This is a genomic window from Sulfurospirillum deleyianum DSM 6946, from assembly GCF_000024885.1.
GTDB lineage: Bacteria > Campylobacterota > Campylobacteria > Campylobacterales > Sulfurospirillaceae > Sulfurospirillum > Sulfurospirillum deleyianum.
Genome location: NC_013512.1, coordinates 1,475,547 through 1,499,202, shown reverse-complemented (window position 1 = coordinate 1,499,202; position 23,656 = coordinate 1,475,547). Strand labels below are relative to the sequence as shown.

Here is a 23,656-nt window from a genome sequence, read left to right as displayed (position 1 = left end):
CACATAAAAAGCTCTTTCAAACGAAAGGATTTCACAGAAACCTTTTTGCTATATTCATGCTATATTTTTGCTATATGATTGGGTAAGCAAAGAGAGATAAGAACCAATTTAAAGGAGGAAAAAATCTTTTAATGTATGGAGGCATTGGCTAGGTGCGAGTGTTTTTGAGGGGTTTAAAAAAGGGTGGTTTTTTGATAACTCATGAGAGGTAATATGCTAAAAAAGCATATAGCGTAGAGGTAACATGGAATTTCAAAAAGCCTATGGAGATAGATATGTTATTTTTGCATATTCTTACATGTAAAACGTTACGAATAGACTCTTAAAAAAGGAAAACGATGTTAAAAAGAACAGTGATGATCAATGGGGCGAAAACAACATTTGTTGCGGATGCTGAGGCGAAGTTGTCGGATGTGCTTCGAAAACAATTAGGTTTGACAGGCACAAAAGTAGGCTGTGGTAGCGGGGAATGTGGTACGTGTACGGTTATTTTAAATGGTAAATTGGTACGTTCTTGTATTACAAAAATCAAAAAAATTGAAGACAATGATGAAATTATTACCGTTGAAGGTGTTGGAACCAAAGACAACCTTCATCCTGTACAAATTGCATGGATGGTACATGGTGGCGCACAATGTGGTTTTTGTACCCCTGGTTTCATCGTTTCCTCAAAAGCGCTTCTAGAGCAAAATAATAATCCAAGCCGTGAAGAGGTGCGTGATTGGTTCCAAAAAAATAAAAACCTCTGTCGTTGTACAGGCTACAAACCACTGGTTGATGCGGTTATGGATGCGGCAAAAATCGTTCGAGGTGAGTTGAGTGTCAAAGATTTTTGGAAGACTATTCCTGAGGGTGCTTCTTTGATTGGCTCAAAGCTTGTCCGTCCATCTGCGATGGCAAAAGTCATGGGAACATGGGATTTTGGTGCGGATTTGGGATTGAAGCTTCCTGAAAATACCCTGCATGCCAAAATCGTTCAAGCCAAAGTCTCTCATGCCAATATCCTCTCTATCGACACCGAAGAAGCGAAAAAAGTGCCTGGTGTTGTAGCTGTATTGACCTATAAAGATGTTAAAGGAACCAATCGCATTAATGGTTTGGCTTTCCCTTCAAACAAAGGTGATGGTTTGGATAGACCGATTTTAAATGACAAAAAAATCTTCCAATTTGGTGATGCGATTGCTATCGTTCTAGCCGATAATGAAAAAGCAGCTCATGCAGGTGTCGATAAAGTGAAAGTTGAAATCGAAGAGTTACCAGCGTACATGAACGCACCAGATGCAATGGCAGAAGATGCGATTGAAATTCACCCAGGGACTCCTAACGTTTATTTTACCAACTACATCGCTAAAGGGAGTGAAACAGCACCGATTATGGCAAGTGCTCCGTATGTGGTAGAGGATAGTTTTTATACACAACGCCAACCACACTTACCTCTTGAGCCAGATGTTGGTTTTGCCTATGTCAATGATGAGGGTAAACTCATTATTCACTCAAAAAGTATTGCGCTTCACTTCCATGCCTTGATGATTGCAGAGGGTGTGGGTATGAAAGCAGAGGATGTTTTCATCGTTCAAAATAACATTGGTGCAACTTTTGGTTATAAGTTTAGCCCGACCATTGAAGCGCTTTTAGGTGTGGCAACCTTAGCGACGGGAAGACCAGTATATCTTGAGTTTAATATGTTCCAACAAATTACGTATACAGGTAAACGCTCACCATTTTGGACAACGATGAAAATGGCGGCGGATAAAGAGGGAAAAATCTTAGCGCTTGAGTCTGATTGGAGTGTTGACCATGGTCCATACTCTGAATTTGGTGACTTACTCACACAACGTGGTTTCCAATTTGGAGGTGCAGGATACAACATCCCTAGTATTCGTGGTAATGGACGAACCGTGTGTACCAATCATGGTTGGGGTTCTGCCTTCCGTGGATATGGCGCTCCTGAGATTATGTTCCCATCAGAGGTTTTGGTGGATGAATTGGCTGAAAAAGTGGGTATGGATCCATTTGAATTCAGATATAAAAATATCTACAGAGAAGGCTCAACGACCCCAACAGGATGTGCGCCTGATGCGTACTGTTTAGAGGGCTTATTTGATAAAAGTCGTCCTGTGTATGAACTCGCTAAAAAAACAGCTGCAAGCAAAAACGCTGCGAGTGATGGAGTTAAAAAATATGGCGTGGGTGTTTCTGTCAATATTTACGGTTGTGGTTTGGATGGTCCAGATACCTCTGAAGCGTGGGCGGAAGTAACTCCTAAAGGCGTTGCGATTGGTACATCTTGGGAAGACCATGGACAAGGTGCAGATATTGGTACCTTAACCTATGCGCATGAGACACTCAGACCGCTTAAATTGAGAATTGATCAGATTGACCTTGTGATGAACGATATGACTAAAACACCGAACAGTGGACCATCAGGCGGTAGCCGTCAAAACTTAGTGACAGGAAATGCGATTACGGTTGCGTGCAAAAACTTACTGGAAGCGATGAAAAAAGAAGATGGTAGCTACCGAACGTATGAAGAGATGATTGCAGAGGGCAGAGAAGTGAAATACATGGGTAAATGGACAGCGCCATGTACCGACACCCCTCCAACAGGTGGTCAAGGCAATCCTTTTGCGGGTTACATGTATGGTGTGTGTGTCGCCGAGGTTGAAGTCGATACCCAAACAGGTAAAACGCAAGTGGAAAAAATGACACTCGCTTCAGACATCGGTACGATTATCAACAGATTAGCCGCTGATGGACAGATGTATGGTGGTTTGGTACAAGGTATTGGATTGGCATTAACAGAAGACTTTGATGATCTTAAAAAACATACTACTCTTACAGGATGTGGTATCCCTAAAATCAAAGATGTACCTGATAATCTCAACCTCATCTATACTGAAACACCACGAGCAAATAACTTCTACGGTGCTTCTGGTGCAGGCGAGATGCCTTTGGCGGCTCCTCATGCGGCGATTATTAACGCTATTTACAATGCGTGCGGTGCTAGAGTTACGCACTTACCAGCACGTCCAGAGAAAGTCTTAGCGGCGTTAGCGAAGTAAAAGTGTTTTACAGAGTGAATGGGATAGAACTATCCCATTCCTCTTGATTTTAGATGCAATGAAAGAGGATGAGCAAATGGATTTAGATAAATTACTGGAAATTGGCAATCAATGTATCCATTTGGAACCACCTGTTTGCGTGGCATCGTGCCCTGTGCATATGGACATCATTGCTTTTGTGGGAGAAGTCGAAAAAGGTGATTTTGCTAAAGCGTATAAAATCATGGAAACAAAGATGCCCTTTAGCAGGCTCATTGGAAAAATTTGCGACCACCCCTGTGAAAATAGCTGTGTTCGAGAAAAAGCAGGTGGAAGTATTCACATCAGTGAATTAGAAAAAACCGTGATTGATTTAGGTTATACACCGCTTAAGAAACCTTTTCCCCTACCTAAAACCAAAGGGAAGGTTGCCATTATTGGTGGAGGATTGAGTGGGTGCGTTGCCGCTTTGGAACTCGATAAAAAAGGCTATAGCGTCAGCATTTATGAAAAAACAAATCGCTTAGGCGGAAGCCTTTGGGAATATGAGGGCAAAGGTTTAGAAACCCACGCTATCGAAGAAGAGCTCTCTATGATTGAGAAAAAAGGGATTACGGTTTACTATAACACCGAAATATCGGAGCAAAACCTACAAACTTACAAAGACCAATACGACGCTTTATATTTAGGTACAGGAATTTGGGAGAAAGCTTATGCTATCAACCCTCACACATTCCAAGTCGATGAGAGCGCTTTGTTTGTCGGTGGAAAGCTTCAAACCAAAAGTGACTCCATTATTTTTTCCGCCAGTTCCGGCAAACGAGCGTCTGTTTCGATAGACAGATACATTAACAAAACCTCGATGTTGGCGTCTAGAGAGCGTGAGGGCATTTTTGAAACACGTTTACATGTAAAGATGGATAAAGTCCCTTTTGTGCCAACGGTTGTTCAAGGTAGTTCTTCTTACACACAAGCAGAAGCGATGGAAGAAGCAAGTAGGTGTCTTAAATGCCAATGCAACGAGTGCATCAACGCTTGTGTGCATCTGCAACGCTTCAACATAACACCCGATAGCTATATCCGAAGTATCAACCACAATGAACGCATTATCTTAGGAACGCACCATGCTAATGCGATGATTAACGCTTGTACCCAGTGTGGTTTATGCAAAGTAGTGTGTCCTGTGGATATTGGCATGAAAGAGATTATCCATATGACACGAGAAAGTATGGTTGAGCGTGGGAAAATGCCTGTTTCAGCGCATGATTTTGCCCTGAAAGATATGAGCTTTAGCCACAGTGATGCGTTTTCTTTGGTGCGTAAACAACCGAGCAAAGAGGCGTCAAAAGAGCTTTTTTACTACCCTGTGATTGCTTTTTCGGCATACGCCAGAGGGCTTTATAAGGGTTCTGGCAAAACAGGCTACCTTTTCTATCCAGGGTGCCAACTCAGTTCCACACACACAGAGCATATCGGTGAGATTTACAAACATTTGGTGGGTTCCATTAAAGATAAAGATGCCAACAATGATGTGGGACTTTATTTGGGTTGTTGTGGCGCACCTGCGGATTGGGCGGGGAGGCTTGATTTGATGCCTGAAAGTATCGAAAAAATTCGCCAAACGTGGGAAGAGATGGAAGAGCCAACCTTTATTCTCGCCTGTTCGAGCTGTTCGGCGACGTTTGAGAAGTACCTGCCGATGATCAAAACCATCTCGTTATGGGAAGTTTTTGAGAAATACGGTTTACCAGAAGTGGACATTAAAAAAGGGAAACGAGAACTGTGCATTCACGATGCGTGTGCGACCAGACACGATAGCAAGGTGCATGAGAGCATTCGTGGCATTGTTAAAACCTTGGGCTACAAAGTTGAAGAGCTTGAATTTTCTAAAGAAAAAGCCAAATGTTGTGGGTATGGTGGGCTAGTAGCCTACGCCAATCCTGAACAAGCCTGTGATTTTGTGAGTGACCGAAAACAAGAGAGCGAACACGATGTTTTGGTCTATTGTGCAATGTGTAAAGATATGTTGGTCAAGGGCAATCAAAAAACGTACCATATCTTGGATTTGATTTATGGAAGTGACCAAACCCCTCAAAAAATGCCAACCCTCTCCGAGCGACAAAACAACCGAAAACATCTTAAACAGAGCCTTTTAAAAGAGATATGGAAAGAGGAGACAATGCGAACAGATACAACGTATGATTTTACCCTGCACCTAAGTGATGACGTGGTGGCACTCATGGAAAAGCGTTTTATTTTGGTGAGTGAGCTTGAACACGTGATTGACCATGCGCAAAAAACCAAAGAGCGTTTTTTCAACCCTCAAACCTCAGAGTACCTTGCTCATCTTAGGATTCAAAATGTGACCTACTGGGTGAAGTATGAAGAGAAAGGCGGCGATATTTTTATCAAAGATGCGTACAGTCATCGCATGGAAGTGGTGGAGAACTAGTCATGGAAAATCACGTAAAACAGACACTCTGGATGTGCGATAAGTGCCAAAAAGCCTTAGTAGCGGAAAAAGTAAAGGTGCGCTATTTGGAAGGTAATTTTGAAGTCGAACTTTTAAAATGCCCTACATGTAAGATGGTGTTCATCAGCGACGAGTTGGCGATGGGCAAGATGCTGGAAGTCGAAAAAGGGCTAGAGGATAAATAGGCGATGAATGCTTATGAGAGTTGCTGTATGCAAGAAGCCACGGGTGAAACCTTACGCCCTGGAGGATTTACCCTTACCCAAAAAGCCCTTAGTTTTTGTGCGCTTCACGAACAAAGTCGTGTGTTGGATTTGGGCTGTGGCATGGGTGCGACGGCTTCGTATTTGTATGAAAATTACGGCATTAAAGTCGTGGGGATTGACCCTTCTTCCAAGCTTTTAGGGATGGCAAAGGCTAAAAATCCTTCTGCGACCTTTGTTTTGGGATTTGGTGAATCTTTGCCTTTTGAGAAAGAAAGCTTTGAATGTGTCATCGCTGAGTGTACTTTGTCCTTGATGAATGCTTTACATGTAAGTTTACAAGAGGTCTTTAGAGTGCTAGAAAAAGGCGGTTGGTTTGTCATCACTGATGTCTATGCCAAAAACCCTGAGGCGCTCAAACCAATGGAAAATTTCTCGCTCAATTCGTGCATGAGAGGCTTGCATCATTTGCCACTTTTACAACACGAGCTTGAAATGATGGACTTTGAGGTGATGCTTTTGGAAGAGTGTAGCCAATTGCTTAAAGAGCTGATGGTGAAAATCATTTTTTCACACGGTTCGATGAATGCGTTTTGGAGCAAAACCCTTGATGATGAAACGCCTCAAGCGTGCTGTGCGTTTGAGCAAAATCTCAAATTGTGCAAACCAGGGTATTTTATGATGATTTTAAAAAAAGGAGAACGCCATGGATGATTTATCGTTACGTTTATTTAAACTCTCAAATGATGGCTTTTGCTGTGCGCAAATCATGTACAAACTTGCCCTTGAAGATGAGGGAAGTGACAATCCTGACTTGATTCGCTCTGCTCAAGGACTCTGTCGAGGCATTGCCGATACGCAAAAAACCTGTGGGGTGCTCACAGGGGCTATTGGTGTGTTAGGACTTTATGGAGCAAAAGGGCATGAAAGTGATGTGGCAAAAGAGAATTTTACACCGATAATCAAAGCGTTTCACGCATGGTTTAAAGCTGAATTTGGGACAACCAAATGTGTAACACTTATTGGAGAGAGAGATTTTGCAAGTGGGGATCAAAGTTTTAAGCCCATTTGCGCTGAAATCATCAAAAAAGCGTATGTCAAAGTCTATGAGCTTTTACAAGAACACGGCTACGAGTACGGAAACAGAGCGTAATGATGACACGCCAGCCTTTTATGCACACCGATAGCCTATGCCCTATTTGTTTGCGCAAACTAGAAGCTACCATCTTTGAAGAGGGCACATCGTCGTACCTGTACAAAGCGTGTCCCGAGCATGGTGAGTTTAAGAGCGTGGTATGGCGAGGGCAAATGCCTATGCGTGAGTGGATTCGCACGAAAGAGCGAGCCACCATTAAAAATTCTATCACCTCTGTGGAAAAAGGGTGTCCGTTTGATTGTGGATTGTGTTCTGCGCACCGACAACATACGTGTACCGCACTCATTGAAGTGACTTCTCGTTGTAACCTAAGCTGTCGTTTCTGTTTTGCCGATGCGATGGAAAGCCCCATCAAAGACCCCAGTTTAGCACAACTACGTTTTCAGTTTGAGAGCATTTTAAAGGTTTCGGGTAAGTGCAATATCCAACTCTCAGGCGGTGAGCCAACGGTAAGGGATGATTTAGCCGACATTATTCGTATAGGCGTAGAGTTAGGCTTTCCTTTCATTCAAGTCAATACCAATGGCATTCGCATGGGTAAAGAGGAAGCCTATGTCAAAGCCTTAAAGGAGGCAGGACTGAGTTCTCTTTTTTTACAATTTGATGGCATTGATGATAGGATTTATAAAACTCTGCGAGGTCGTGCGCTCTTTGATGTGAAATGCCAAGCGATTGAAAATTGCCGAAAGTACGGCATTGGCGTGGTGTTGGTTCCGACCATTGTTCCAAGCGTCAATGTCAAAAGCATTGGTGAGATTATCCGTTTTGGTATGCGTCACGCTCCTACCGTTCGAGGGGTGCATTTTCAGCCTGTGAGTTACTTTGGACGCATTCCAGAGACTCCTAAAGATGAAGATAGAATCACCTTGCCTGAAGTGATGGAGCACATTTGTGAACAGATGGAGGGGATGGTTGAGATGCAAAGTATGCAACCCCCAGGGTGTGAAAATGCGCTGTGTTCGTTCAATGGCAATTACCTCATTGAAGAGGGTGTGCTAAAGCCCATCACCAAACGTTCCTGTTGTTCAACCACCACGGAAAAAGCCGAAGAGGGAGCGAACAAAGCCAAAGCTTTTGTGGCACGTAATTGGTCGTACCAAGCACAGGTGAAAGAGGAAAAACTCTCCGATTGGGACAAAATCTTAAACGCCATTGCCAACAACACCTTTAGCCTCTCTGGTATGGCGTTTCAAGATGCGTGGAATGTCAATTTGGAGCGTATTCGGGATTGTTGCATTCATGTCTCCACCGTGGAGGGAAAGTTGATTCCTTTTTGTATGTACAACATCACCAATAAAGATGGGATGTCACTTTACCGAGATGCAAAGAGGGCATGATGCACGTCACACCGCTGGAAAACTGGATACTTGAACGCACGCACCTTGCGCCTAAAAGCCAAGAGGCATTAGAGGCGTATCAGCTTGAGAAGATACGCAAAACGCTTCACTATGCCAAAGAGAAAAGCCGATTTTACAACGAGACATTAAAAGAGACTGACCTAAACTCTATCACCTCACTGAGCGATTTTGAGCAGATTCCTTTTACAACACCTTCCGATATTAAACACAACGCCCATGACTTTTTGTGTGTTTCTGCCCATGAGATAGAACGCATCGTAACCCTTAACACTTCAGGCACCACAGGCGATGAAAAACGTCTCTTTTTTACGCATGAAGACCTAGAAGAGACCATCGACTTTTTTCAATACGGCATGAATTGTTTGGTGGAAAAAGGCGACAAGGTGATGGTGTTACTTCCAGGGTCTGCGTTTGGTAGCATCGGTGATTTGCTCAAAAAAGCCCTTTGGCGATCTAACATCGAATGCGTGGTGCATGGTGTGTTGCAAGATGTTGAAAAAACGGCGGCGTGCATTGAGGAACATCACATCACGTGCATTGTCGGCATTCCTATGCAAGTGCGCTACCTCAGCCTAATGAAACCCGAACTTTTTAACACACACATCCAAAAAGTGCTGTTAAGTACGGACTATGTCCCAGATAGCCTTGTCAAAACCCTCAGTCGCAACGGTACATGTAAGGCTTTTAACCACTACGGTATGACCGAGATGGGTTATGGCGGAGGTGTGGAGTGTGGATGTCTTAACGGCTATCACCTAAGAGAAAACCATCTCTACTTTGAAATTATCGACCCCGTAATGGGCAAACGTGTAAGAGATGGTGAGTATGGCGAGGTGGTTTTTACCACGCTGAATCGCCAAGCGATGCCTCTCATTCGCTACAAAACGGGCGATATAGCACGCTTTGTAACGAAGCCTTGTGGGTGTGGTACGTTTTTGCGCACGATGGAAAAGGTGCGTGGGCGCATGGAAGACAACGTCATCATTAACGGACATGAAGTGAGCTTAAGAGCGCTTGATGAAATCATCTTAAGGGAAGAACGTGTCCTTAACTATCACGCCTTATGTGATGGAAACGCTACGTTACATGTAACGCTCATTGTTGCCAATATCGCCCAAGAAAAGGCGCTTAAAGAGAGACTATACCAAGCGATACATGCACAGTTTCACAACGCTTTTAGCTTTAGCATTAAGTGCCAAGAAGATGATGGCTCACCCCTCATCATTCATAGCATGATCAAACGAAAAATACACCACTGTGGAGAGAAGGAATGAGAACGCTGATTGATACTATTGTTGATGGTCTAAACAACCAAGATGAACTTGTAACCGCTACCATCGTAGAAAAAAGCGGTTCGGCTCCTAGAGAAGCGGGTACAAAAATGCTTATTCGCAAAGATGGGACGATAGATGGGACGATAGGAGGTGGTTTGCTTGAAGCGATGATTATGCGATTGGCGCCTGAGGTTTTACATACCAAAGAGTGTCGTTTTCAAGATTTTGAACTCTCTAACACCGATGCGGCGGCGGAGGGGATGGTGTGTGGCGGTGAAGTGAGAATTTTGTTGGAGTACTTAGACGCTTTGGATATCCATCAACTCGACATCCACCATAAAGCTAAAGAGCTAACAAGTGAAGGGGTGGATTTTGTGATGATTACCAAAATTTCACTTAAAAGCACACGTACTTTGGGAAAAAATAAGTGGATTTGTACCGAGACAGCGTTGTATGGTGTAGAAGATAAAGAAGTGGAAGCCCTAGCTCAAAAGCTTAGAGAAAATTTTAATCGTACCAAATTTCACCTGCTGTGCGGTAAAAATGACTATATGATAGAGCCATGCTACGCCACGCAAAAGCTTTACATCGTAGGGGCTGGGCATGTGTCTCAACAAATTGCGATGCTCAGTAAAAGCGTTGGTTTTTACACGGTTGTCATTGATGATAGAGAAGAGTTTGCGAGTAAGGAGCGTTTTCCCAGTGCTGAAGAAGTGCATGTCATCTCCTCGTACGGTGTTTTACGTCAAGAGGTAAACATCCCAAAAAACAGTTACATTGTCATTGTCAGCCGAAGCCATGCGTTTGATCAAATCGTTTTACAACAAGCCCTTCACACCCACGCCAAATACATCGGTATGATCGGGAGCAAAACGAAAAAAGCGCACATTTACGGGGAACTTTTAGCAGAAGGCTTTGCACAAAAGGACTTAGAAGAGGTGCATTGCCCCATCGGTGTTTCCATTAATGCTCAAACGCCTGAAGAAATAGCGATTAGCATCGTAGCTGAGCTGATTAAAGCCAAAAGAAGTTAAGCACATGGCAAAACAAAACATCGCTGTTCTCATCATCGCTGCTGGGTATTCCTCCCGCATGGGCGATTTTAAACCGCTTTTGCCTTTGGGAAAAACGAGTGCGTTAGAGCGGTTGATTCAGACCTATCAAGCGCATGGTATCGGGCATATCTATGTGGTGGTAGGGCATCGAAAAGATGAGCTTATCGACGTTTTAAAAGATTACAAGGTTCATATCGTTTACAACGAAGATTACGATAAGGGCATGTTTAGCTCCATTCAAAAGGGCTTGCGTGCGATGAATGAGCACATCGAAGCGTTTTACATGAATCCTGTGGATATTCCACTCATCAAAGCGCAAAGCCTTGAGTGTTTGTACGAGGCGTATGAGCGTGAGAAAAAAGGGGTGATTTACCCCACTTTTTTAGGGCGCAAGGGGCATCCGCCACTCATTGATATGAAGTATAAGGAGCAGATTTTAGTGAGCGATGGGGAAGGTGGGCTTAAAAAAGTCCTTGAAGCCTTTAAGGGCGATGCTTTACATGTAAAGGTTTATGACCAAGCTGTTTTGATGGATATGGACACGAAAGAGGACTATGAAGCATTAAAAGCCTATGGTGAACTTCACGCACCCACCGAAAAAGAGTGTTGTGCCATGATGGCGTTTTATGGGGTGGAAGAGCATATTATCAGGCATTGCGAGGCGGTTGAAAAAATGGTGCGCATTTGCTTGCATGAAGTCTCAAAGAGTGCGTTTTCTTGTGACATACCCACACTTTTAGCCGCAGCACTCTTGCACGACATCGCACGCAAAGAGAAAAACCATGCAGAAGTTGGCGCGCAAATGTTAGAAAAGATGGGCTATAAAGAGGTTGCTAAACTGATCGAAACGCACATGGACATTGAAGTGGACGCCAGTACGCCTTTAAATGCCAACGAGATTCTTTTTTTAGCCGATAAATTGGTGTGTGAAGATGAAGTCTGTGGCTTTGAAAAACGCTTTGCCAAAGCACTTCAAAAATGTGAGGGAAACGCTGAGGCACAACGCAATATTCAAAAGCGACTTAATGCTCTAAAAGCGATTATCGCCAAGATGCAAATCCTTACATGTAAAGAGTTTTCCTATGGTTGAAAACGTCTATTTGGTGCGTCATGGGCACATTGATACAGGGAGTGAAAAGCGCTACATCGGGCAAACCAACCTGCCTCTGGATGCTTTGGGGATTGAACAAGCGCATACGTTGTCGGAGTATTTTCAGACCATTCCTTTGGACGCTGTTTTTACCAGTCCTTTGATGCGTTGTGTGCAAACCACGCAAATCATTACCCCTCTTTATCATACAGTGGACGCCTTGCGTGAGATAAACATGGGAAAATGGGAAAATATGCCACTAAAAGAAATCAAAGCGCATGACCCACAAGGCTTTGAAGAGCGAGGTCGAAACATCGAGCACTTTGCACCTCCCAAAGCAGAGAGTTTTGGTACGCTCTCCAAACGGGTCTTAGAGACGTTTCATACCCTCACGCAAACCTACCATGGCACGGTGCTTATCGTCGCACACGCAGGGGTCAATCGGGTCATCTTGCGCCACATCTTAGGCATTCCTTTTGAGAACATCTTTGAAATTGAGCAACCTTATGCTGGAGTTAATGTGTTAGTGAGAAATTTAGAAAAAAAAGAGTGGGAAGAGGCTTTACATGTAAAGCCTCTGTGTATTTAGTTTATTTTTGCTTTTTCGAGTTTTTTACGTTCCACTTTCATACGGTCTTGGAATTTTTTACTTCTGTCTTTTGCAAAGAGTTGCATATCTTCTACTTCGTCCATTTCATCGACAATCTCAACACCTAAAAGTGTTTCAATAGCATCTTCAAGCGTGACCACACCTGCGGTTTGTCCATAGCTATCAAAGACAACAAAGAGGTGAGTTTTACGTTTGATAAATTGGTCAATAAGGTTTGGCACAGGAAGATTTTCTGAGACCATATGCACTTCATGTGAAATTTGCTCTAACGTTGTAGCATCATGATCTTCAACACTCTCTTCAAGAATACGTTGATTAAAGACAATCCCCACAACATCATCAAGCGTTTCCCCAAAAATAGGAATACGTGAGTGAATGTACATTCTATCGTCTTCAATAGCATCTTCAATGGTGGTAGAAGAGGGAAGTGCGAAGACAACGCTACGAGGTGTCATGATATCTTTGGCTTTAATATTTTTGAGTTTTAAGAGATTTTCAATGAGGTCACTCTCTTTACTTAAAATAGAACCCTCACGCTCACCCATTGCAACGACTGCCATAATCTCATCACGAGAATAGTTTGGATGGTGTTTTTTATTTTTGGAAATCCATTTAGATAAAAGTGAGGAAATCCATGTGAATGGTGTTGTAACGGTGACAAGAAACGAAATAATATGCGCTGATGGAGTCAGTAACTTTTTCCAGTACAAGGCACCAATCGTTTTAGGCAAAATCTCTGAAGCGTATAATATAAGTAATGTTACGACAAAAGCAACAGCGGTTTGCCACTCTTCACCAAATAAAACTTGTGCTTGAGCACCCACACCTGCCGCACCCATGGTATGCGCAAAGGTATTGACCGTTAAAATAGACGAGATAGGCTTATCAATGTCTGATTTAAGATGTTTGATTTTTGTGAGAGCTTCCTCATTTCCCTCTTTAGGTAGGCTTTCAATGTACGAATTGGTACTTGAAAGTAATACAGCTTCAAGAATGGAGCAAAGAAACGAAATGGCAATGGCAATAAGAAGATAGACAAGCAGTAGTGTCATAGGATCACTCCTAGAACAGAAGAGATTAAGCTACACGAGTCCGGTTCGCTTTGGGTCATACGAAATTCCTTTAAAATAATTTGAGTCGTATTATAGCATAAACAAAAAATTAATTTTTTTCAGCAATAAACATAAGGGAGAGTGAATTGACACAATGGCGTGTATTTTTAGGGGTGAACCCTTCGCCCTCAAATACATGTCCTAAGTGCGCTCCACACGCTTGACAGAGAACTTCAATGCGCCTACCATCTTTGTCTATTTCACGTTGAACGGCACTTTCTATTTCATCATCAAAGCTAGGCCATCCACAGCCTGATTTAAATTTGTCTTTGGAATGATACAGCGGTGTCAAACAGCGCTTACAGAGATACGTACCTGCTTCATAAAAGTCGTTATACTCTCCTGAATAGGGCATTTCCGTTCCTTTCTGAACGATGATATGCTCTTCTTCTGGTGTCAGTGCTTGTAGTTTCATAAGCATTCCTTCTTCGATGGCTAAAAATGAAGTAAAAGTATGTTTTGAAGGCTTCGAAAACCTCTTTACATGTAAACTATTTATAACGTTTTCACACTAAAAGAGGCTTTACATGTAAAAATTAACTCTCCGCTTTTGTGAGATTTTTTAGCTTATCAATGAATGTTTTTTTACCAATAAACGCAAGCATGTCGTTTTCACGAATTTTATAGGTTTTTTCAACATCAAATATCCAGTTATCACGTGTTTTACAGGCTATAAGATGAATCTCGTTTTCAAACATCAGCTCAATCTCTTTGACCATTTTTCCGATTAATGTTTTTGTGACAGAAAATTTGGCGATTTTAATGGTACTGCTAAAATCAACTTGATCAATGACCACATTACCGACAAGATTTTCAACCAGTTTTTTTGCCGATTCTCTCTCAGGGTAGATGACTTTAAACGCACCTAAACGGGCTAAAATCTCTCCGTGGGTTAAGGTAATGGCTTTGGCGATAATCGTTTTATTGTCCAGTTCTTTAAGTGCCATCAAGGTTAAAATACTCGCCTCAATGTTCTCTCCAATGCTAATAATAACCGTATCTAGCCCTACAACACCTGCTTCTTGAAGCGCTTTTATATCGGTACTGTCTAAAATAATCGCATCTTCAATGTATTCGCTAATGACTTGAATTTTGTGTGGATCGTTGTCAATGGCAATGATATCCATGCCTTGTTCTGCCAAGCCTTTGGCGATGTGAAAGCCAAATTTTCCAAGTCCAATGACAGCATATGTTTTCATAATAAAATCCTTCCTTCTGGGTATTGAATATGTTTAATTTTTTCTTTGCCAATAATGAGAAATCCAAAAGCGAAAATGCCCATACGCCCAATGAGCATCAAGGCGATAACTAAAGATTTTCCAAAGGAACTAAATGTTGCGGAAAGGCTTAAAACATCACCATTTCCGACTGAAACACCCACCGTACAAAAAGCAGAAACCACTTCAAAAAGAGTTCTCATAAAGTGTGTGTGTTGGGTTTCTACGAGAATGACGGTTGCGGTGATGGAGATAAACGAAGCGACGAGAATAATGGCAGAAGAGCGGTTGATAATCTCTTGTGTAATCGTTCGTTTAAACGCATGAGGCGATTGGTTGCTAATTTTAATGGTATGAATGGTTGCGATGATAAGCACAGCAACGGTAGTGATTTTGATACCTCCAGCCGTACTTCCCGCTCCTCCGCCCGTCATCATGTAGATGGTTGAGCAAAAGAGTGATGCGTCGCTTAGATTGGCAAGATCAAGGCTATTGAAGCCAGAGGTTCTAAAATTCACTGAGAGAAAAAAACTGTTGAGAAGGCTATGGTACAACGACATTGATTTAAAAATGCCTTTATTATCCCATTCAATGACTAAGAAAAGAAGCATTCCTGAGATAATAAGGATGAGCGTTCCTACCAGAGTGATTTTAGTATGTGCTGAAATCATAAAGCGTTTGTGCGTTGCTTTTGCGTGAAGTTCAACTAAAACTAAATATCCCAATCCACCAAAAATAATCAATAACCCAATCGTTACCAATACGGTAGCATCCGTCTGATAGCCTACGAGATTGTCTCTAAAGAGGGAAAATCCCGCATTATTGAAGGCGGCAACGGAGTGAAAGATCCCTTGCCAGAACGCTTGATTGAGTGGCATATGGGTGGCAAAACGCAGGGTTAAGATGAATGCGCCAAGGGATTCGATGATAATCGTAAAGATAAAAACTTTTTGAAGAAAGTTCTGAATGTCTAGGTTTGATGAGTAATTGAGCGAATCTTTTGCCATATTTTTTTCATGGATGTTAAGATTTTTCTTCATAAATAAGAAGAAGAGGGTGACAATACTCATGTATCCAACGCCACCTACTTGCATCAAGAGTAAAATGACAAATTGCCCAAAAAAGGTAAAGTCTTGAGCGGTGATTTTTACAACTAGCCCTGTTACGCATGTCGCTGAAGTCGAAGTAAACAGCGCATCAATAAAGGTTAGTTTTCCTATATGGGCGATAGGCAACATCAATAAAATAGCACCGACAAAAACGACCGTAAGGTAACTAAAAAAGATAATCCGTAAGGTTTTTTGATTCATTGATTTCCTCTTTCATCATGGCAATGACATGCAAAACGATAGCCTATGCTTGATTCTGTCGTGATGTATTCTGGTCGTGTTGAACTGTCTTCAATTTTTTTACGGAGTGAATTGATGTAGGTTCTAAGATACTGCATCTCGTTTTGATACCCAACACCCCACACCTCTTTAAGAATCTGCTGGTGTGGAAGAACTTTGTTCGCATTTTGCATGAGATAACGTAGCAAAGTATACTCTGTTGGCGTGAGCTTTAAAAGTGCTCCTTTAAGCTGTACCTCTTTTTTAGTAAAGTCAATGGTGAGATCTTTACATGTAAGCATATCACGTGCTGTTGTTGCCTGAACACGACGCAGGGTTGAGCGCACTCTTGCTAAGAGCTCACTGGTAGAAAAAGGCTTTGTGACATAGTCATCTGCTCCTAAATCAAGTGCTGCAATAATCTCTTTTTCATCGTTTCTAGCGGAGAGCACAATGATGGGTGTTTTACTCTGTTTACGCACCTTAGTGATGAGGCTCTTGCCATCACCATCAGGTAGTCCCAAATCTAAAATAATCAGTAAAGGGTTATGACTCAAAATATCGCGTTTGGCGGTGGCAAGGTCATACGCATGTTTGGTTTTAAAGCCATACTCGTGTAAAGAGATGGTTAAAAGTTTTGCGATGGCATCATCGTCTTCAACGATTAAAATCAGTTCCATTCGCTCTCCTTTTGGAGTTGGGTTGGATGTTTAAAAATGGGCAATGTAATTTCAAAACAGACACCGTTGTCTTTGTTATACGCTTTGATTTTCCCTTGATGGGCTTGAACGATGCTTTGACAGATGAAGAGTCCAATGCCACTGCCTGAAATCTCTTTTGTATCTTCTGCTCTGTAAAATTTATCGAAAATGGTTGCGAGACTTTGCTCATTTAAAGGATTACTTTCATTGAAAAAAAGAAGATGAATTGTGTTGTTTTCCTGCTTGATTTTGATGTAAATTTGCCTACTTTGGTTGGAGTATTTAAACGCATTGTCGAGTAGATTGGCAAAAAGTCGTCCTAACAGGTTGTAATCGCCCCAGTAAAGAGGAAGCGTTGGGTCAATAAAAATGTGCAAAGAGCGTTTAAGATGCGCATCATCAAAATCTTTCAGTGCCACACCCAGTAGATCTTCCAAATCGCACCACTCCATTTTGAGATCAAGCTTTTTATCTTTAAGCCTTGCGTTGTCTAAAAGATTATTGATGAGGCGATGCATTCTATCGGAGCTATTTTTTATGTCGTTTAGAAGTGTTTTTTGTGTCTCTTGGCTCAGCTTTTGGTCTTCTAAGAGCAGTGTAATCGAGCCTAAAATAGACGAGAGCGGTGTTTTGAGGTCATGCGAAAGGGTGTTGAGCAAAATTTCCTTAATCTCATTTTGCTTAATTTTCTTAGCTTGCCATGTAATGACAGAGCCAAAAAAGAGAAAAATACCAAACGTCCAAATGTGAATCATATCAGAAACACTGAATGTAAAAATAGGAGGAACATAGAGATAATTAAAGAGTAAAACGCTCAGTGACGCCACAAAAGTTGTTTTGGCATAATTCCCTTCAAGGGCAATGACAATAATAGGAATAAAGTGGATTAATGCAATATTGATTAATTCCAATGAGTCATAAAAGAGCAAACTAAAACCTGTTACACAAGCAAGTGTTATCAGTGTTGTAAGTGTATAGCGAGAGTAATAAAACACAGCACATCCTACGATAAATTAGCCTTCATTATAGAATAGAATGTATCAAAAAATTATCAAAATGGTTACTTTTTGGATAGAATAGTTCTCCCAAATTTTAAGGAGAATTTATGAAAAAACTCAAAGGATTTCGAGGGAAGTATTTTAGCTTGGCGGCTATTCTTGCTTTAAATACGACCATTGCGATTGCCAGTGAAGGGCAAAGTGTTTTGGATACGGAAAAGCAACTCTATGCACCCAAAGCAGAATCTTCATCGGAAACATCAGAGGTGCTTGAAGAGACACGTACGCCTGCTGTGGTTATCTCGAAAAAAATTAAAGCGCAAAAGTCTGAAGTTTACACCGCTTCTAAATCTCTGGTCAGTGCGACCAATGTGACTGATAATGTGAGCATTATCACCTCCGAAGAACTCTCTCAAAAAGGCATTTCAACCGTTACTGAGGCTTTAAATACCATTTCTGGTATTAGTACTACTTCTCAAGGTGGAAAAGGTACACTCTCAAGCATTTTTGTGCAAGGTATGGCAAATAAATATACACTTTTATTGGTAGATGGCATTCGTTATAATGACCCTAGCAATAGCTCAGGTGCTGATTTTAGTAACCTTTTGGTGGGTGATATTGAGCGTATAGAAGTGATTAAAGGAGCACAAAGTGGTGTGTGGGGAGCGGACGCTGCGGCAGGTGTGATTAACATTATTACTAAAAGTGCTTCAAAAGGAACACATGGAAGTGCGGGCGTTGAGATAGGAAGTTATGGGCATAAAAGTTTTAATACCTCTCTTTCACATAAAACCGATACATTTGACGCCATATTCTCTGTTCAACGTGTGGTTGAAGATGGATTTAGTGCACAAGCACCTTGGCGAAAAGATATTGATAACTACGAAGATGATAGCTATCGAAATACAACAATAAACCTAAAAACAGGGTATTGGCTAAACGATTCAAATCGTATTGAAGCAGGGTATCATGATATTAATGCTTTAAGCAGTTATGATGGTTATCTAGCCCCCAATAGCACACAGCATAGTGACTTAAAACAGCGTTCAGGCTATTTAACCTATAAATATTTTATTGCGAATCACGCCATAGAGACAACGCTCTCTAAAAGTACCTTTGAAAGAAAAGAATTAGAAGCTTCAAACTCTTATGATGTTAAAAATTATGAAGCAGAAGTCCCGTCCATAGAAATGAAAGATACATGGAAATATTATGACAACGCAACGCTTGTTTTTGGGGGAACCTATGAAAAACGTAACCTTGATATTGAGTACGTGGCACAATCAAAAGAGGAATTAAATGAAAATTCCAAAGCACTTTATATGAACAATACGAACAAATTTGGTAATGTTATTTTAACAGAGGCTCTTCGCTACGATAAATACAGTGATTTTGATGATAAAACGACTGGTAAAGTTGGTGTAAAATATCTGTTTAGCAATGATTTTAATATTTATACAAACTATGGAACAGCTTATAAAATACCCAATATTTGGGAACTTATGTATAGCAATGGAGACTTAAAACCTGAAAATATTCAAAGTTTTAACGTAGGATTACAGTATGCTGGATTAACAATTAATGTTTTTAGAAATGAAATTGAAGATATGATTAGCTGGGATAGTGCAACATGGAACAATAAAAATATTGACGGTACATCTGTGCTTAAAGGCATTGAAATTTCCTATGAACAACAGTTGTTTCACTCTCTCTTAGCAGGGGCTAATTATACCTATGTTGATGCCAAAGATGAAGATGGCGATAGATTGGTCAATCGACCACGTTATCAAACAACCGTGTATGCGACCTATTTACCCATTAAGCAGATTGCATGGAATATAAATGGAACACACATTGGTTCACGAGAAGATTCTTCAAGCAATGAGACGGGAAACTATTTTGTTGCAAATACAAAACTTACCTATCATGTTAACAAAGATGTGGATGTTTATGTGAAAGTGAATAATCTTTTTGACCGTTATTATCAGAGCGTTTATGGTTATGCCTCTCCAGAACGCAGTTATTATGCGGGTGTTCAGGCGAAATTCTAATGAAACTGCACCTACGTTTTTACCTGTGGTATAAGCTTTTAAACTCTCTTTTTTTTGGTTTAGCGGTGGGGAGTGTTTTTGTGCTTTATACACCCCTTGAGCCTTCGGTGTTTTCATTGGGGGGTATTGGGCTTGCCATCGGGTTATTGTTGGTTGCTAAAGCGTACGAGAAGATGATGAATCTTCTCGTTTTTTATGGGGTTAGTTTAGGCGTTGAACTTCTCTCTTTGTTTATTGTGATAAGTTTTCTTCTCTTTGATTATGCGTACGCCAATGTTTTGTTCATTTACATTGCTTATCAGCTGACCTTTATCTTTGGAAACTATTTAATGCGCATGGAAACGCTAGTGCTAAAACGTACTCGTTTACTCTCTTTTGCGGATGTGGTGAAGCAAAAAGGGTATTTGGCGGGAATGATTCTCTCTTATATTTTTTACAAAGGACTAGAATACTGTGAAATTATGGAGAAGCAAACGCAAGTTTATTATCTGCATTGGCTACTTTTGGGAATACAAATTTTGATGATAGTCTTAGTTGTTAAGGCGTTTCGCTCACGTTAATCCTCTCTTTTAGATACAATAAGAAAGATTTTTATTGAAGGAATTAGGTGTGCGCTCTGATGAAACGACACTTTTTCATATGCTGCTTAGAACGTATGAAGAAAATAAAGAGAAAAAAGCTTTTATCTATAAAATTGCCGAGAAAGAGTTTGAGGTTACCTACGAAAAACTTTTTGAAGATGTTTTAGTTCTCACTAGGGCTTTAAAGGCAAAAAAAATTACACAACACTCCAAAGTCATGTTTGTTTGCGATAATCGTTATGAGTGGATGGTTACGGATTTAGCGTTGGTCTCTTTGGGGGCGATTGGTATTCCTAGAGGATGTGATACCCCAGCACAAGAGTTAGAGTTTATCCTTAACCATTCAGAAGCATCGTTTTTGATTGTGGAAAATGAGGAGATGTATCATCGTTATGAGGCGATTTTACCCACTTCTTTAGAAGCTATCTTTGTTGTTGAAGCTCCTAATATACACTCTTTTTTGAACAATCTTTACTCTTATCAAGATATTTTAAAAGACAGAACCATTCACACAGATGAGCTTGAAGCGTTTAAAAGACGTAAAGAAGCCTTGCATACAGAAGATATCGTTACGATTATCTATACCTCAGGCACGACAGGAACACCTAAAGGTGTGCCATTGAGTCATCAAAATATCATGTACAATGTCCGTGAAATCCCTCCGCTCATTGCGCTTGAAAGTGCTGATGTGTGGGTTTCTATTTTACCTTCGTGGCATATTTTTGAGAGGGCTGCGGAGTATGTAGCGCTTTCTGGCGGGTGCTGTACGGTTTATTCAACCATTAAAACATTTGCGGCGGATTTGGAACACTATAAGCCAACCATTGTCGCCACTGTTCCTAGACTGTGGGAATCTATGTACACTAAAATCAATACAACCCTCGAAAAAACAGACCCTAAAAAAGCAAAAATTTTTAAAAAACTGATTGCAATTTCGGTTGCTTATAAGCGTGCAGAACGTATTTTAAAAGATGAACTTCCCTGTTTTCAAAAGCGTTCTGCTTTTCTTACATGTAAAGATAAGAGCATTGCGTTTGTAAGCCGTTTTGCGCTTTATCCCTTTCATGCTTTCGCACAAAAAAAACTCTCTCTTGTGCAAGAAAAATTTGGTGGAAGACTTCGTTTAGCCGTGAGTGGGGGTGGGGCATTGCCTGATTTTTTAGATGCATGGATTGATGCGATAGGGATTCGCATTGTTAATGCGTATGGGATGAGTGAATGCGCTCCTGTAATTGCGGGACGTGCGCTTCAATGCAACACCTTTTCAACCCTTGGGCTACCCGTGCAAGGGACAATGCTTAAAATTGTCTCCAAAGAGGGTGTAGCGTTGGAAGCGGGAGAGATAGGCGAGATTTGGGTCAAAGGTGAGCAAGTGATGCAAGGGTATTATAAAAATCCTCAGGAGAACACCAAAAGTTTTAGTGAAGAGGGTTTTTTTAAAACAGGGGATTTGGGAAAAGTGACACTCAACGGAGAACTGGTTATTACAGGGCGTTCCAAAGAGATTATCGTTTTGGCAAATGGCGAAAATGTCGATCCTTCCCGCATCGAATCAACGCTTTCTATGTTACCTTTTATTCAGGATGCGATTTTAGTCGGGCACAGTAAAAAAGGATTGGGAGCGTTGATTGTTCCTGATTTTGAAAAACTTAAAGAGTATGTAGCGGTTCATTTTGGCAAAGCGGTCAATACGATTGAACAGGTGATGGAAGATAAACACATTGTGACAAAAATTAAAAGTGAAATGAATGATTTATTGCACTATAATCAAGGCTTTAAACCCTTTGAAAAGCTTCAAAATATTCATTTTTTAGAAAAAGAGTTTACTGTGGGTGAAGAGCTAACCAATACGCTTAAAAAGAAACGGCATGTGATTGAGAAAAAGTATAAAGAAGTTATTGATAAGTTTATACATTAAAGGATAAACAATGGCAAACGTAACATCGTACGGTGGCGCATCTATGGTAACAGGTTCGTGTCACTTAGTCGAAATTCACTCTATTAAAATTTTGATTGATTGTGGAATGATTCAAGGGGAGTTGTGGCAAGAAAACTATAACCCTTTTGGGTTTAATCCGAGAGAGATTGATTATTTGATTTTAACCCATGCTCATACAGACCACATAGGACGTGTTCCAAAGCTCGTTAAAGAGGGGTTTAGGGGGCAGATTATTGCCACGGAAGCGACCTTAGATATAGCGTATATTATGCTGCTTGATAGTGCGGTTTTATTGATGGAAGAGTATGAAACGCAACTAAGAAAAGCACTGCGTAGGGGAGAAGAGGCTTCGGTGCAAGAGCCTTTGTACACCAAAGAGCATGTGGAAAATGTCTTTGCGCAAAAGATACGCTACGCACAGTATGAAGAAACCATAAAAATCGCTCCTTTTTTAACGATGAGTTTTCATGATGCAGGGCATATTATAGGGAGTGCATTTATTCAAATGCATTTTAGAGAAGATGAGGTTGAAAAAAGTGTTATATTTTCAGGAGATTTAGGGAGTAAAAATCGTCTTTTACTCAATGAATTAACCCCTGTTTTAGAGGCTCAAACGCTTTTTATTGAATCTACCTATGGGGATAGGGAACATCGCGCACTTCAAGAGAGCATTGATGAGTTTAAAACGGTAATTACCCAAACGTTAAAAGAGGGTGGCAATATCGTCATTCCTTCTTTTGCTTTAGAGCGAACACAAGAGATTTTATGGTTATTGCGACAGATGCATGATGAGGGATTGTTAGGAAATTGTCATGTGTTTTTAGACAGTCCTTTGGCTATTGAAGCAACCAAGATTTATCAAAAATATCCTATGCATATGAATCAAACCGTGGGGTTACATGTCAGCTTAGGCGATGACCCTTTTTCCTTTCCACAATTACGTCATACACAACGTAAAAAAGATTCAATGGAAATTAATGACGTAGAAAAAAAAGCGATTATTATTGCTGGAAGCGGTATGTGTACGGGAGGAAGAGTGTTACATCATTTGAAGCAGCGCATCTGGAATCCTAAAAATGCGGTTGTTTTTGTAGGGTTTCAGGTGAAAGGAACACTCGGACGTGAAATTGTAGATGGTGAGTCGTTTATTCGCATTTATGGTGAGGACATTAAAGTACGCGCCAAAATTTATACCATCAATGGTTTTTCAGCCCATGCAGATCGAGACGATATGTTGCAATGGATAAAACCAATGGAAGGCTTAAATCATATCTATTTGATTCATGGCGAACCTGATAAACTAGAGCTTTTTAAAACTTATTTAAAAGAGAATACAGGCTTGAAGGTGCATATTGTCAAAAGAAATGAGACGATTTATGTTTAATGTTTATTTTTTAGATATTTTTCAAAGCAGTGGGAGTATAGTTTTCCTGAACAAACTGCTTGCAAAATGCATTTTGTAAGCAGGA

20 protein-coding genes are annotated in these 23,656 nt (G+C 40.9%); 14 read left to right on the top strand and 6 right to left on the bottom strand.

Features of this window, described 5'->3' with window-relative positions:
* Positions 1–338 precede the first annotated feature (338 nt).
* The 10 genes from SDEL_RS07455 (at position 339) to SDEL_RS07410 (ending at position 12,239) form a co-directional block, all read left to right on the top strand.
* Positions 339–3,062: a molybdopterin-dependent aldehyde oxidoreductase gene (locus SDEL_RS07455; RefSeq protein ID WP_012857244.1), complete on the top strand. Its 2,724-nt coding sequence runs from the start codon at positions 339–341 to the stop codon at positions 3,060–3,062.
* A 76-nt stretch (positions 3,063–3,138) separates the two neighbouring features.
* The gene (locus tag SDEL_RS07450; RefSeq protein WP_012857243.1) at positions 3,139–5,493 is read left to right on the top strand and encodes a pyridine nucleotide-disulfide oxidoreductase/dicluster-binding protein; all 2,355 of its coding nucleotides are present in this window, start codon (positions 3,139–3,141) and stop codon (positions 5,491–5,493) included.
* Positions 5,494–5,495: 2 nt separating this feature from the next.
* Positions 5,496–5,699: a DVU_1557 family redox protein gene (locus SDEL_RS07445; RefSeq protein WP_012857242.1), complete on the top strand. Its 204-nt coding sequence runs from the start codon at positions 5,496–5,498 to the stop codon at positions 5,697–5,699.
* Between the two features lie 3 nt (positions 5,700–5,702).
* Positions 5,703–6,431 (top strand): DVU_1556 family methyltransferase, encoded by a 729-nt coding sequence (gene trsM / locus SDEL_RS07440; protein WP_012857241.1) that lies wholly within the window; start codon positions 5,703–5,705, stop codon positions 6,429–6,431.
* Positions 6,424–6,870: a DVU_1555 family C-GCAxxG-C-C protein gene (locus SDEL_RS07435; RefSeq protein WP_012857240.1), complete on the top strand. Its 447-nt coding sequence runs from the start codon at positions 6,424–6,426 to the stop codon at positions 6,868–6,870. The genes trsM and SDEL_RS07435 overlap by 8 nt, the downstream gene beginning before the upstream one ends.
* Before the next feature lie 2 nt (positions 6,871–6,872).
* The gene (gene trsS / locus SDEL_RS07430; RefSeq protein WP_012857239.1) at positions 6,873–8,210 is read left to right on the top strand and encodes a radical SAM (seleno)protein TrsS; all 1,338 of its coding nucleotides are present in this window, start codon (positions 6,873–6,875) and stop codon (positions 8,208–8,210) included.
* Complete coding sequence (locus tag SDEL_RS07425) at positions 8,210–9,505, top strand: DVU_1553 family AMP-dependent CoA ligase (protein WP_012857238.1); 1,296 nt, start codon at positions 8,210–8,212, stop codon at positions 9,503–9,505. The genes trsS and SDEL_RS07425 overlap by 1 nt, the downstream gene beginning before the upstream one ends.
* A complete protein-coding gene (locus tag SDEL_RS07420; protein ID WP_012857237.1) occupies positions 9,502–10,539 on the top strand; it encodes an XdhC family aldehyde oxidoreductase maturation factor in 1,038 nt (345 codons plus the stop codon). Before SDEL_RS07425 ends, SDEL_RS07420 begins: the two co-directional genes overlap by 4 nt.
* A gap of 4 nt (positions 10,540–10,543) precedes the next feature.
* On the top strand, positions 10,544–11,650 hold the full coding sequence (locus tag SDEL_RS07415; RefSeq protein ID WP_012857236.1) for a DVU_1551 family NTP transferase: 1,107 nt from the start codon (positions 10,544–10,546) through the stop codon (positions 11,648–11,650).
* Positions 11,643–12,239, top strand: coding sequence for a histidine phosphatase family protein (locus SDEL_RS07410; protein WP_012857235.1), 597 nt, complete (start codon positions 11,643–11,645; stop codon positions 12,237–12,239). The genes SDEL_RS07415 and SDEL_RS07410 overlap by 8 nt, the downstream gene beginning before the upstream one ends.
* On the opposite strand, the gene SDEL_RS07405 is transcribed toward SDEL_RS07410, so the two are convergent.
* The 6 genes from SDEL_RS07405 to SDEL_RS07380 all read right to left on the bottom strand — a co-directional run bounded on the left by SDEL_RS07405 (position 12,236) and on the right by SDEL_RS07380 (position 17,613).
* Entirely contained in the window at positions 12,236–13,312 is a 1,077-nt protein-coding gene (locus SDEL_RS07405) for a CNNM domain-containing protein (protein WP_012857234.1), read from the bottom strand. The genes SDEL_RS07410 and SDEL_RS07405 overlap by 4 nt on opposite strands.
* Positions 13,313–13,421: 109 nt before the next feature.
* Positions 13,422–13,787, bottom strand: a complete 366-nt coding sequence (locus tag SDEL_RS07400; RefSeq protein WP_012857233.1) for a methionine-R-sulfoxide reductase — start codon at positions 13,785–13,787, stop codon at positions 13,422–13,424.
* Between the two features lie 121 nt (positions 13,788–13,908).
* On the bottom strand, positions 13,909–14,571 hold the full coding sequence (locus SDEL_RS07395) for a potassium channel family protein (protein WP_012857232.1): 663 nt from the start codon (positions 14,569–14,571) through the stop codon (positions 13,909–13,911).
* Positions 14,568–15,899: a TrkH family potassium uptake protein gene (locus tag SDEL_RS07390; protein ID WP_012857231.1), complete on the bottom strand. Its 1,332-nt coding sequence runs from the start codon at positions 15,897–15,899 to the stop codon at positions 14,568–14,570. Before SDEL_RS07390 ends, SDEL_RS07395 begins: the two co-directional genes overlap by 4 nt.
* Entirely contained in the window at positions 15,896–16,597 is a 702-nt protein-coding gene (locus SDEL_RS07385; protein ID WP_012857230.1) for a response regulator transcription factor, read from the bottom strand. The genes SDEL_RS07390 and SDEL_RS07385 overlap by 4 nt, the downstream gene beginning before the upstream one ends.
* Entirely contained in the window at positions 16,588–17,613 is a 1,026-nt protein-coding gene (locus tag SDEL_RS07380; protein ID WP_012857229.1) for a sensor histidine kinase, read from the bottom strand. The genes SDEL_RS07385 and SDEL_RS07380 overlap by 10 nt, the downstream gene beginning before the upstream one ends.
* A gap of 110 nt (positions 17,614–17,723) precedes the next feature.
* Here SDEL_RS07380 and SDEL_RS07375 point away from each other — a divergent pair, with 110 nt between their 5' ends.
* From SDEL_RS07375 to SDEL_RS07360, 4 genes are read left to right on the top strand one after another with little or no spacing between them, the layout of a single operon-like run.
* On the top strand, positions 17,724–19,667 hold the full coding sequence (locus SDEL_RS07375) for a TonB-dependent receptor plug domain-containing protein (RefSeq protein WP_012857228.1): 1,944 nt from the start codon (positions 17,724–17,726) through the stop codon (positions 19,665–19,667).
* Positions 19,667–20,227 carry a hypothetical protein gene (locus SDEL_RS07370; RefSeq protein WP_012857227.1) on the top strand — a complete coding sequence of 187 codons (561 nt, stop codon included), beginning with the start codon at positions 19,667–19,669 and terminating at the stop codon, positions 20,225–20,227. Before SDEL_RS07375 ends, SDEL_RS07370 begins: the two co-directional genes overlap by 1 nt.
* A 34-nt stretch (positions 20,228–20,261) precedes the next feature.
* Positions 20,262–22,166, top strand: coding sequence for an AMP-dependent synthetase/ligase (locus tag SDEL_RS07365; RefSeq protein ID WP_223295812.1), 1,905 nt, complete (start codon positions 20,262–20,264; stop codon positions 22,164–22,166).
* A gap of 10 nt (positions 22,167–22,176) precedes the next feature.
* The gene (locus SDEL_RS07360) at positions 22,177–23,571 is read left to right on the top strand and encodes an MBL fold metallo-hydrolase RNA specificity domain-containing protein (protein ID WP_012857225.1); all 1,395 of its coding nucleotides are present in this window, start codon (positions 22,177–22,179) and stop codon (positions 23,569–23,571) included.
* Positions 23,572–23,656: the final 85 nt, after the last annotated feature.

Coding starts and splice junctions, on each gene's coding strand:
- SDEL_RS07455 (WP_012857244.1), top strand. CDS start 339: ATGTTAAAAAGAACAGTGATGATCAATGGGGCGAAAACAACATTTGTT.
- SDEL_RS07450 (WP_012857243.1), top strand. CDS start 3,139: ATGGATTTAGATAAATTACTGGAAATTGGCAATCAATGTATCCATTTG.
- SDEL_RS07445 (WP_012857242.1), top strand. CDS start 5,496: ATGGAAAATCACGTAAAACAGACACTCTGGATGTGCGATAAGTGCCAA.
- trsM (WP_012857241.1), top strand. CDS start 5,703: ATGAATGCTTATGAGAGTTGCTGTATGCAAGAAGCCACGGGTGAAACC.
- SDEL_RS07435 (WP_012857240.1), top strand. CDS start 6,424: ATGGATGATTTATCGTTACGTTTATTTAAACTCTCAAATGATGGCTTT.
- trsS (WP_012857239.1), top strand. CDS start 6,873: ATGACACGCCAGCCTTTTATGCACACCGATAGCCTATGCCCTATTTGT.
- SDEL_RS07425 (WP_012857238.1), top strand. CDS start 8,210: ATGCACGTCACACCGCTGGAAAACTGGATACTTGAACGCACGCACCTT.
- SDEL_RS07420 (WP_012857237.1), top strand. CDS start 9,502: ATGAGAACGCTGATTGATACTATTGTTGATGGTCTAAACAACCAAGAT.
- SDEL_RS07415 (WP_012857236.1), top strand. CDS start 10,544: ATGGCAAAACAAAACATCGCTGTTCTCATCATCGCTGCTGGGTATTCC.
- SDEL_RS07410 (WP_012857235.1), top strand. CDS start 11,643: ATGGTTGAAAACGTCTATTTGGTGCGTCATGGGCACATTGATACAGGG.
- SDEL_RS07405 (WP_012857234.1), bottom strand. CDS start 13,312: ATGACACTACTGCTTGTCTATCTTCTTATTGCCATTGCCATTTCGTTT.
- SDEL_RS07400 (WP_012857233.1), bottom strand. CDS start 13,787: ATGAAACTACAAGCACTGACACCAGAAGAAGAGCATATCATCGTTCAG.
- SDEL_RS07395 (WP_012857232.1), bottom strand. CDS start 14,571: ATGAAAACATATGCTGTCATTGGACTTGGAAAATTTGGCTTTCACATC.
- SDEL_RS07390 (WP_012857231.1), bottom strand. CDS start 15,899: ATGAATCAAAAAACCTTACGGATTATCTTTTTTAGTTACCTTACGGTC.
- SDEL_RS07385 (WP_012857230.1), bottom strand. CDS start 16,597: ATGGAACTGATTTTAATCGTTGAAGACGATGATGCCATCGCAAAACTT.
- SDEL_RS07375 (WP_012857228.1), top strand. CDS start 17,724: ATGAAAAAACTCAAAGGATTTCGAGGGAAGTATTTTAGCTTGGCGGCT.
- SDEL_RS07370 (WP_012857227.1), top strand. CDS start 19,667: ATGAAACTGCACCTACGTTTTTACCTGTGGTATAAGCTTTTAAACTCT.
- SDEL_RS07360 (WP_012857225.1), top strand. CDS start 22,177: ATGGCAAACGTAACATCGTACGGTGGCGCATCTATGGTAACAGGTTCG.